This window comes from Rhodoferax sp. OV413 (genome assembly GCF_945881795.1).
Lineage (GTDB): Bacteria > Pseudomonadota > Gammaproteobacteria > Burkholderiales > Burkholderiaceae_C > Allorhodoferax.
In genome coordinates this window covers 1-8,547 of sequence record NZ_CAMCVG010000091.1, presented here as the reverse complement: position 1 = coordinate 8,547, position 8,547 = coordinate 1, and the positions used below count along the sequence as shown (strand labels likewise).

Genomic DNA, 8,547 nt, shown 5'->3' with positions numbered 1-8,547 from the left:
GACGCGCTGACTGCCGATCTAGAGCTCTTACGAAAGGATTTGGTGGCGGACCCGTTCTTCAAGGATGTGCCATCGCTGGACCCGGCGCGTAAGCGCACTGCGGTTCATTTCCACGCTAAAGATGATCCGCCCGAGGTGCGGTTCATGGTTTACAAGTTGTTGGCGCAGCATGACCTCCGTTTTGTGGCGGTGGTGCGTGACAAGTTGCGTTTGGTGGACTACGCCCTGCAACGGCGCAGGATAGAACCCACGTACCGCTACGACCCCACCGGGCACGAGTTGTATGACGAGCTGACCCGGCACTTGTTTTCCCGTTTGCACGGCTGGAGTGACCACAAAATTGTGTTCGCGCAGCGTGGGCACAAACCCCGCACCAAGGCATTTGTGGACGCCATCGCCCACGAGGGCGAAGGGTTTGCGCGGGACTTTGGCTTGTCAAAGCCCAAGCCAACGGAGGTGTTGTGCTCGGTGCCCAAGGACCACGCGGGACTACAGGCGGTCGATTACTACCTGTGGGCATTGCAGCGCTTCTATGAGCGGGGCGAGGCCAGATACCTGAATTTTGTGTGGCCGCAGACGCTAGAGGTCTTGGACTTGGATGTGGAGTCAACCCGTAAGGGCAAGAAATCTGCCCGAGAAAGCGGCATCTTTAATAAAGAACACCCGCTGACTTTGGAAAGTAGAGCGGGTGTCGGAAAGATGGATCGAGAGATATAGGATGAACCGAATCACCTCACGGCATGGAGCCGATTTTTGTCTCTCGAAGGTTTGATTATAGCTAGGCGGTCGCTGGTGGGTGGTATTCGATAGGTTCAATGCGGGTTTTTACGACTTTTTACTCAGCGACTCCGTTGCATCGCAACTACGTTGGTTGCCCGGCCAGCAGCCTTGTCTTGCAGCAGCGATAGACGGCTGCCCAGCAGTTTCCATGCGTCGCGCATGGGCCCTTCGTACTGAGCGCGTTGGTAGATGCGCTTGACCTTTCCGACCTCGGTGTGGTTCAGGCACTTTTCAACCACATCGGGGAGGGCTCCGAGTTCAGCCATGGTGGTGGCCGCTGTACGGCGCAGATCGTGTGGTGTCCACTTGCCGCCGGGTAGCACCAGTGCGTCCACGTCCTTAGAGCGGCCTGTCATTGGAACATCACCGGGGCGCTGCCTGTCGCCCACTTGTTTGGTCACGGTTTTGACGCAAACATGGTCGGCGAAATCAGGTTGATCTTTTTTAGCTTGCGTCGCGGGGAACAGCCATTGCGTCAGGCCGGTGCTTTCATGCAGGTTCTTCAGTTGGCGCAGTGCAAAGTCACTCAGCCAAATTTCATGCCGCTTGCCGTTCTTGGTCTCGGGCAGGGTCAGGCTCCGCCGCTCAAAGTCCACATGTTCCCAGCGCGCAGCCAGCACTTCGCCGATGCGGGCGGCGGTTGTCAGTTGAATCAGCAGCGCCAGTTGGCTGGTGGCCGCCAGCCCCGAACGAGGAAGTTTCTGAAACAGCAGAATCAATTCGGCTTCGCTCAACACGCGGTCGCGCTCAACGTCAGCACCGATGCGGGCTTTTTTCACGCGGGCAGTGGGGTCGGCATCCACATAATCCCGATCCAGCGCGAAGCCAAACATTTGGCGCATGTCGGCCAGCGTCTTTTTGGCGGTGCGCACCATGTTTTGTGTTGGCGTGGCGCGTGATTTGATGGTGTCCACAATTTCCTGGATGTGCGCCTTGCTCACGTCCGCCGCCGCCACATTGCCGATGAGCGGGAAGACATCGCGCTCAAAGGAGCGCAGCGCCTCGCTGCCTTTGTCGGCGCGCTGGATCAGCTCCAGCCGCTGCCATTGGTCAAACAGGCTGCGGACCGTCATGCGTGCGGTCTTTTCGGCCAATGCTTGCAGCCGTAATTGTTGCTGGTGTACAGCGTCTTGCCGGTCGGCTTCGATTTTGAGGAGTTCGGCCTCCCGCTCGGCTGCCAGGCGCAGTTGGTCAGCTTCGCGGTCGGATTGCACTTGTTCGCGCACAAGTTGGCTCTGTTCCACCGGGTCGATGCCGTTTTGAATCTTCACGCGCAATGCGTCGCGGTCTTTGCGGATGGCGGTGATGTCGGATTTGGGCCAGGTGCCGACCAGCACTTCGCGAAATTTGCCGCCGAACTTGTAGGCGAACCGGAATTGAACCGACACGGCACCATCGCGCGCCACATAGACCTTGCCCTTGAGCGATCCACCGTCAGTTAACCGGCGTCCGTGGTCCGCAGCATTCAGCGCTTTGAGTTCCAACATCGTCAATGCCATAGCAAACCCCGGTTGACTGCGCCGTCTCCGTTGTCCCAACCATTGTCCCAACCGCAACGCAGGCTTTGAGTGCATCTTAGTGGACGTTGTTGGATAATGCTTTTTATGATGATTGGTGAAAAGTCGTTTAAATTCAAGTGGTTAGGTGACTTTTAAGCTTTTATTGAGTTTTCTGGAATTCACCAAAACTTGCATGGGGTGCAAGGGGTAGAAGGTTCGAATCCTTTCACACCGACCAGTTGGTAACGTAGAGGCCGCTAAGTAAAACTGCTTAGCGGCCTTTTTCATGTCCGCTGCCCGCGCTTGCGCGAGGCGTTGATGGAGCGTTGCAGCAAATAAAACAGAAAAATCGCCAGCGAGCTGACCAACAGCCCGGCGGTCACCACGATGTCGCGGTTGGCCTGGTAGGGCGCCAGCACGTCGGACAGCCGCGCGCCCACCACAAAGGCCAGCCCATACTCCGGCTCCCGGTAGAAGCCATATTGGCGGATGACCTGGTCGGTTTGCGAGCTGCTGACGTAGGTGCCCGAGAGGGCGGCACCGGCCTTCAGGAACGGCCGGTCTGTGATAACGAAGCCCAGCGCAGACTCCCCCACAGGGAAGCGGGACATGATCTCTCCGCTGTCGCGCACCATGGCAACCGACCCGTTGTCATCAATGCCCATGGTCTGCGCGAAATTCGCAAACAGGTCGGGGCTGATGGAGGCCACGATGACACCCTCAAACACGCCATTGGTACGAATCGGGCGGGTGAACTGGATCGACCACTTGCCAGACACCTTGCCCTTTAACGGCTTGCTGATAAACAGGCGGTCAAAGCCCGGGTTTTGTTGGTGCAACCGGAAGTGCTCACGCTCGCTGAGGTCGGTTCGGTCGCTGGGCTTGGCCAGGTTGGAGAAAGCCAAGATGCCGTTACGGTCAATCACCGCCAACTGAAAGGAAATGTCCTCAATGTTTTCCTGCCGCTGGCGGATGGCGTTGGCAAAGGCCTTCCAGTCGCCGGTCCACTGCGACCGCGAGTCAATCAGAATCTCATTGACCCGCTTGATGACGGAGCGGGAGTTTTCCGCAAAAACACGGGATTGCACCTGGGTGCGCACCTCCGCCTCATGCAATACGCTGGAGCGGCTGCGGTCAAGCTCAAAAAACACTGCCGCCCAGATGATGCTCAAACACAGCAGCAGCGCGTAGGTCATGCGCAGTTGAAGTGCGCTGGTGTTGAAGAGGGCGGTGAGTCTGGCTTCCAGGCGGCGCAGTGTATCGGGGCTTGCGGTCTTAATTTCGTTGGTTCGTTGGTTCTTCGCAGTTTCGCCATAATGGCCGGTCTGCTATGTAATTCATAGCTGCCTACGCATCATCCATGAGCGATTTGGCCAGATGAATGACTTCTTTGGAGCGTAGCCCCGCGCCACTCAGGCGCTTTTGCAGCAGGCGGTAGGTGTCCAAGTCGAAGGCCAGCGGGTGGCGGGCGGTTGTGGCGTCAGCCAGAGCCTCTTCGTCGTGCACCGTGGCCAGGTGGCACCACTGGTCAAACACATGGATATCGGTTCGGCCGGTGCGCGGGTCATATTCGCGGATGGCCATGCGGCCCGGGTGGGGCCAGGCTTGCAGCCGGTGTTCGGCCAGCGCCATTTGCAAGCGCACCCGGTGCAGGGCCGGCACCTCGCGCCCCGCGCACACCCCCTTACAGCGCCCGATCTGGCTGCCAAAGCAGGCGCCCTTGCCGGACTCCAGCCCCAGAACCAGCAGGCACAGCTGGTGGCTTTCGGCAAGTGTTCGCAGCGCGTCCGTGGCCTGGCGTTTAGACCGGTAGGCTCCAAACAGCTCGCCCATGTCGGCCGCGTTCACCCCGTCAAGCCCCACGAGTTGGAGCACAGGGCGGGCGCTGGGGTCGGGGTGTAGCTTCCAGGCGCTGAGTTGCTTTTCGCGGCGCAGCAGCCGGTTGTGGATGGGCTGCAGCTCCTTGACCAGGCGCGACTCCAGCAGCAGCGCGCCCAATTCACCGGCAGTTTCGCGCCACTCGATCCGGCGGATTTCCTGCAGGATACGCATCTCGCGGGCGACCTTGGTTGACGCCTGAAAGTGCGACATCACCCGCGTTCGCAGGGTCACGCTCTTGCCCACATACAGCGGGATGCTGCCTTCGCCATAAAACAGGTACACGCCCGGCGTGTCGGGCAGGTCGGAGACCGGCGTTTCCAGCTGCGGTGGCAAGGCGGCGCTGCCCTGCAGCAGGCCTTGCGCTTCGCGCTGCAGGGTCTCTGCACCCAGCTCTCGTTCGGCCACGCCCAGCCACTCCAGCACTACATCCACATCGCCCATGGCACGGTGGCGCGCCTGCGTTTGCAGGCCGTGGCGTTGCAGGATGGCGTCCAGCCCATGGCCTTTGTGTTGCGGGTAAAGCCTGCGCGACAGGCGCACAGTGCACAGGGTTTTGACCTTGAGCGCAATGTCCAGCCGCGCCATCTCGTTGTGCACAAAGCCGTGGTCAAAGCGCACGTTGTGGGCCACAAACACCGCCCCGTCCAATAACTCCAGCAACTGCTTTGCCACCTGTGAGAAGTTGGGCGCGTCTTCCACCATGGCGTCGGTGATGCCGGTCAGGCTCTGGATAAAGGGGGGAATGCGCACTCCGGGGTTGACTAGCGTGGACCAGCGCGCGGTCTCCTGGCCGTTGTCGATGCGCACTGCGGCAATTTCGGTGATGCGGTCTTGTACCGCGTTGCCGCCGGTGGTTTCCAGGTCCAGCACCACGTAGCTGGGCAGCAGGGGGATGCTCACGCGATGTCGATGGTGTGAAAGCCGTAATGCCCCGCGCGGCGGTCGGCAAAGTAGTGTTCGAGAGTTTCCTTGACGGTGCGAAACGCAATCTCGTCCCATGGAATCTCGTCTTCGCTAAAAAGGCGCGCCTCGATGGTCTCGGTGCCCGGGGCAAACTGGTCGCTGGTCAGACGGGCGCGATAAAACAGATGCACCTGCCCGACGCGGGCCACATTGAGCAGGCTGAAGAGGCCTTCCATCTCAAACTGGGCGCCGGCCTCCTCATCGGTCTCGCGGGCTGCGCCTTCGGCGGTGGTCTCATGAAGCTCCATGAAGCCGGCGGGCAGCGTCCACTTGCCAAAGCGCGGCTCAATGTTGCGCTTGCACAGCAGCACCTTGTCGCCCCAGTGCGGCACGGTGCCCACCACGTTCAGCGGGTTTTCGTAATGGATGGTGTGGCAGCCCGGGCACACGGCGCGGTGCTTGGTGTCGCCGTCATCGGGCACACGGTATTCCACCGCGGTGCCGCAGGCTTTGCAGTGTTTGATCGGCTCGCGGTGCATGGCTCACACTATACGCACCGTGAGCGGCGCGAGCCCCCCGACGGTGGCGTGCAACACATCTCCGCGCTCCACCGCCGCCACGCCGGCGGGCGTGCCGGTGAATATCAGGTCGCCCGGCTGCAGGGCCCAGGCGGCTGAGAGCTGCTCAATGGTCTCGGCGATGTTCCAGATCAGCTGGGCCACGTTCCCCTGCTGGCGCACCTGCGCGTTCACCTGCAGCGCAATCGGCGCGGATTCCACGCCCGTGGCCTCAGCGGCCGGGGTGATGGGCCCGATGGGCGCCGCGTGATCAAAACCCTTGGCGATGCACCACGGGCGGCCTTGCTTCTTCATCTCGTTTTGCAGGTCGCGGCGCGTCATGTCCAGGCCCACTGCGTAGCCGTAAATGTGGCGGTGCGCGTCGGCGGACTTGATCTGGCTGCCACCCAGGCCGATGGCCACCACCAGCTCCACCTCGTGGTGCAAGTTGGTGGTGAGGCTGGGGTAGGGCATGTCCACCGTCTGGCCCGCGTCGGCCGCCAGCACCGCGTCGGCCGGCTTCATGAAAAAGAAAGGCGGCTCGCGGCCGGAGTGGCCCATTTCTTTGGCGTGTTCTTCGTAGTTGCGGCCCACGCAGTAAATCCGGCGCACCGGAAAACGCCCGGTGTGGCCGGCAATCGCCACGCTGGCCGCTGCGGGCGGGCTGAAAACAAAACTCATGGCGGGCTCAGACGGGCGGGATGTTCTGGCAGGTGCGGTTGCGCAGCCGTGGTGGGGCTTGGGCGGAGGCGTGTTGAGGCCTTTGGGGGCCTTACCCGGAGTGGGTCAACAGGTGGAAGTGTTCTACCACCGGCGGCTCGGCAAAAAAGGGCCCCACAATCGCGCGCCATTGGGTGAAGGCCTCGCTCTGGCGGAAGCCCACGGTGTGGTCCTCCAACGTCTCCCAGAAGATCTGCAGCAGGTAGCGCTCGGGGCTCTCGATGCCCTTGTTCACCGTGAAGCCCTGAAACCCCTTGGACTTGGAGATCACGTCGCGCAGTCCACGGGCGATGGCTTCGTCAAAGGCGGCGTTTTGGCCGGGCTGGATGCGGATGTCGGCTAGCTCAAGAATCATGGTGTCTCCGTTGGTGGGTTATCGGGGGGTGCACTAAGCGGGTTGCTTTGAGCTGGCATGTTAACGGACGCGGTTTATCCTTAGCCCCATGAATGCGGAACTTTTGGCTGACTGCCTTATCCCTGAGTGGCATGCGCCGCCGGGGGTGCGCGCCTTGTGCACCACGCGCAGCGGCGGAACCTCGGCGCCGCCGTATGACAGCCTGAACCTTGGGCTGCATGTGGGGGACGATAGCGCGGCAGTTGCCGCCAACCGCCAGCGCCTCGCGGCAACGCTGGCGTCCATGGGGGCCGGCCGGCCGGTGTTCCTGAATCAGGTTCACGGGCAGCGCTGCCTGCACCTGCAGGCCACCACACCCGCCTCACCGGACACCCCCGGCACCCCTGACGGATACGAGGCCGACGCCTGCACCACCACCACGCCCGGTGCGGTGTGCACCATCATGGTGGCCGATTGTTTGCCGGTGCTGTTGGCCGCCGCGGACGGCAGCCGTGTGGCGGCGGCGCATGCCGGCTGGCGAGGGCTTGCCGGCGCCGGCGGGGTGGGTGTTCTGGAAGAGGTTTTGAAGGCTTTTAGGCCGCAAGAACCCGCCAATACTGCGCCTGCAGCTCCTGAAATCGTAGCGTGGCTGGGGCCATGCATCGGTCCTGCAGCATTCGAGGTGGGCCCCGAGGTGCGCGCGGCTTTTGTGGAGAGCCTGCCGCCTGCTGCGGGCTGTTTCGTGCCCAGCGGCGCCGGCAAATGGCTGGCTGATTTGGCCGGGCTGGCGCGTCAGCGGCTGGCGGCGGCGGGGGTGTCGCGCATCAGCGGCAACGATGGCAGTGCCGCGTGGTGCACCGTGGGCAATCCCTCACGGTTTTTCAGCCACCGGAGGGACCGGGTCAGCGGGCGCATGGCAGCCTGCATCTGGCTGGAGTGAGGCGGCTGCAGCCGCATGGCTGGCGATGGCTGCGTCCCGTTCTGCCTGCTCTTTGGCGCGCAGGGCCCGCTTACGGCTGGGGGTGCCGAGGAAGTACATCATCAGCGACACCGGCAACACGCCATAGAGCAGAAACGTAAAAAACGCGCCCAGGACTGAACCGTTGGTGTTGGTGGCTTCGGCCACGGCCATCATCAGGGCCACGTAAATCCAGGCAATGGGAATGATGTACATAAGGGTTTTGGTGGGTGTTTTTGTCAGGATAACGCAGCTTAGCGCTGACATACTGGTGTCTTAGACTAGACACACAAATCTCTAAGGTGATGGCGTGACGCAACCCACTTCTGACTTTATGGCGCAGGCCGCCGAGCAGTTTCAACAAGCTTTCACCCAACATTTCGCCAAAGCGCTGGAGTCCTTCAAGGGGCTCGACCTCTCAGCCGCCGGCGCCGGTTTCCCAGCAGGCGCCGCCCCCGCTCCCGAAATGCACTTTGCCCCCGAGCGGCTTGAGGCGCTGCAAAAGACGTACACCGAAGAAGCGCTCCAGCTTTTCTCCAAAGGCCTGACCCACGCCCCCGCCTTGCCGGACAAGCGTTTTGCCGCGCCGGCCTGGGGCGATAACCCGGTGTCGTCCTATTTGGCGGCTGTTTATTTGCTCAACACCCGCACCATGATGGGCCTGGCCGAGGCCCTGGAGACCGATCCGAAGACCAAGAGCCGCGTCCGGTTTGCGGTGGAGCAATGGACCGCCGCTTCCGCCCCGAGCAACTTTTTGGCCTTTAATGCCGAGGCGCAGAAAAAGGCAATCGACACCCAGGGCGAGAGCATTGCCAAGGGCGTGCAAAACCTGGTGCACGACCTGCAGCAGGGCCATGTGTCCATGACCGACGAGAGCCTGTTTGAGGTGGGCAAAAACGTGGCCACCACCGAAGG

At 61.8% G+C, this 8,547-nt stretch carries 9 protein-coding genes and 1 pseudogene; 3 read left to right on the top strand and 7 right to left on the bottom strand.

Translation table 11 applies throughout. The annotated features are described in order from the left end of the window. On the top strand, positions 1 to 717 hold a 717-nt coding region (locus Q0O05_RS10275), incomplete at its 5' end, for a hypothetical protein (RefSeq protein ID WP_293662706.1). Positions 718 to 839: 122 nt separating this feature from the next. On the opposite strand, the gene Q0O05_RS10270 is transcribed toward Q0O05_RS10275, so the two are convergent. From Q0O05_RS10270 to Q0O05_RS10245, 6 genes are all read right to left on the bottom strand, one after another. Continuing rightward, positions 840 to 2,267, bottom strand: a complete 1,428-nt coding sequence (locus Q0O05_RS10270; protein WP_293662704.1) for a site-specific integrase — start codon at positions 2,265 to 2,267, stop codon at positions 840 to 842. Positions 2,268 to 2,563: 296 nt separating this feature from the next. Further along, positions 2,564 to 3,475 (bottom strand): cache domain-containing protein, encoded by a 912-nt coding sequence (locus Q0O05_RS10265; protein WP_293662702.1) that lies wholly within the window; start codon positions 3,473 to 3,475, stop codon positions 2,564 to 2,566. A 151-nt stretch (positions 3,476 to 3,626) separates the two neighbouring features. After that, positions 3,627 to 5,060 carry an exonuclease domain-containing protein gene (locus tag Q0O05_RS10260; RefSeq protein ID WP_293662700.1) on the bottom strand — a complete coding sequence of 478 codons (1,434 nt, stop codon included), beginning with the start codon at positions 5,058 to 5,060 and terminating at the stop codon, positions 3,627 to 3,629. Further along, on the bottom strand, positions 5,057 to 5,602 hold the full coding sequence (locus tag Q0O05_RS10255) for an NUDIX hydrolase (protein ID WP_293662699.1): 546 nt from the start codon (positions 5,600 to 5,602) through the stop codon (positions 5,057 to 5,059). Before Q0O05_RS10255 ends, Q0O05_RS10260 begins: the two co-directional genes overlap by 4 nt. A 3-nt stretch (positions 5,603 to 5,605) precedes the next feature. Beyond that, positions 5,606 to 6,301 carry a fumarylacetoacetate hydrolase family protein gene (locus Q0O05_RS10250; RefSeq protein ID WP_293662698.1) on the bottom strand — a complete coding sequence of 232 codons (696 nt, stop codon included), beginning with the start codon at positions 6,299 to 6,301 and terminating at the stop codon, positions 5,606 to 5,608. A gap of 91 nt (positions 6,302 to 6,392) precedes the next feature. Then, positions 6,393 to 6,695, bottom strand: coding sequence for an antibiotic biosynthesis monooxygenase (locus Q0O05_RS10245; protein ID WP_293662697.1), 303 nt, complete (start codon positions 6,693 to 6,695; stop codon positions 6,393 to 6,395). 88 nt (positions 6,696 to 6,783) lie between these two features. On the opposite strand from Q0O05_RS10245, the gene pgeF reads away from it, so the two are divergent. After that, positions 6,784 to 7,614 (top strand): peptidoglycan editing factor PgeF, encoded by an 831-nt coding sequence (gene pgeF / locus Q0O05_RS10240; protein ID WP_293662696.1) that lies wholly within the window; start codon positions 6,784 to 6,786, stop codon positions 7,612 to 7,614. On the opposite strand, the gene Q0O05_RS10235 is transcribed toward pgeF, so the two are convergent. Continuing rightward, on the bottom strand, positions 7,546 to 7,848 hold the full coding sequence (locus tag Q0O05_RS10235; RefSeq protein WP_293662695.1) for a hypothetical protein: 303 nt from the start codon (positions 7,846 to 7,848) through the stop codon (positions 7,546 to 7,548). The genes pgeF and Q0O05_RS10235 overlap by 69 nt on opposite strands. A gap of 94 nt (positions 7,849 to 7,942) precedes the next feature. Here Q0O05_RS10235 and Q0O05_RS10230 point away from each other — a divergent pair. After that, positions 7,943 to 8,547, top strand: a pseudogene (locus tag Q0O05_RS10230) (class I poly(R)-hydroxyalkanoic acid synthase); the annotation flags it as partial.

Bases quoted from the DNA above. Each gene is read 5' to 3' on its own strand.
- Q0O05_RS10270 (WP_293662704.1), bottom strand. From the start codon at position 2,267: ATGTTGGAACTCAAAGCGCTGAATGCTGCGGACCACGGACGCCGGTTA.
- Q0O05_RS10265 (WP_293662702.1), bottom strand. From the start codon at position 3,475: ATGACCTACGCGCTGCTGCTGTGTTTGAGCATCATCTGGGCGGCAGTG.
- Q0O05_RS10255 (WP_293662699.1), bottom strand. From the start codon at position 5,602: ATGCACCGCGAGCCGATCAAACACTGCAAAGCCTGCGGCACCGCGGTG.
- Q0O05_RS10250 (WP_293662698.1), bottom strand. From the start codon at position 6,301: ATGAGTTTTGTTTTCAGCCCGCCCGCAGCGGCCAGCGTGGCGATTGCC.
- Q0O05_RS10245 (WP_293662697.1), bottom strand. From the start codon at position 6,695: ATGATTCTTGAGCTAGCCGACATCCGCATCCAGCCCGGCCAAAACGCC.
- pgeF (WP_293662696.1), top strand. From the start codon at position 6,784: ATGAATGCGGAACTTTTGGCTGACTGCCTTATCCCTGAGTGGCATGCG.
- Q0O05_RS10235 (WP_293662695.1), bottom strand. From the start codon at position 7,848: ATGTACATCATTCCCATTGCCTGGATTTACGTGGCCCTGATGATGGCC.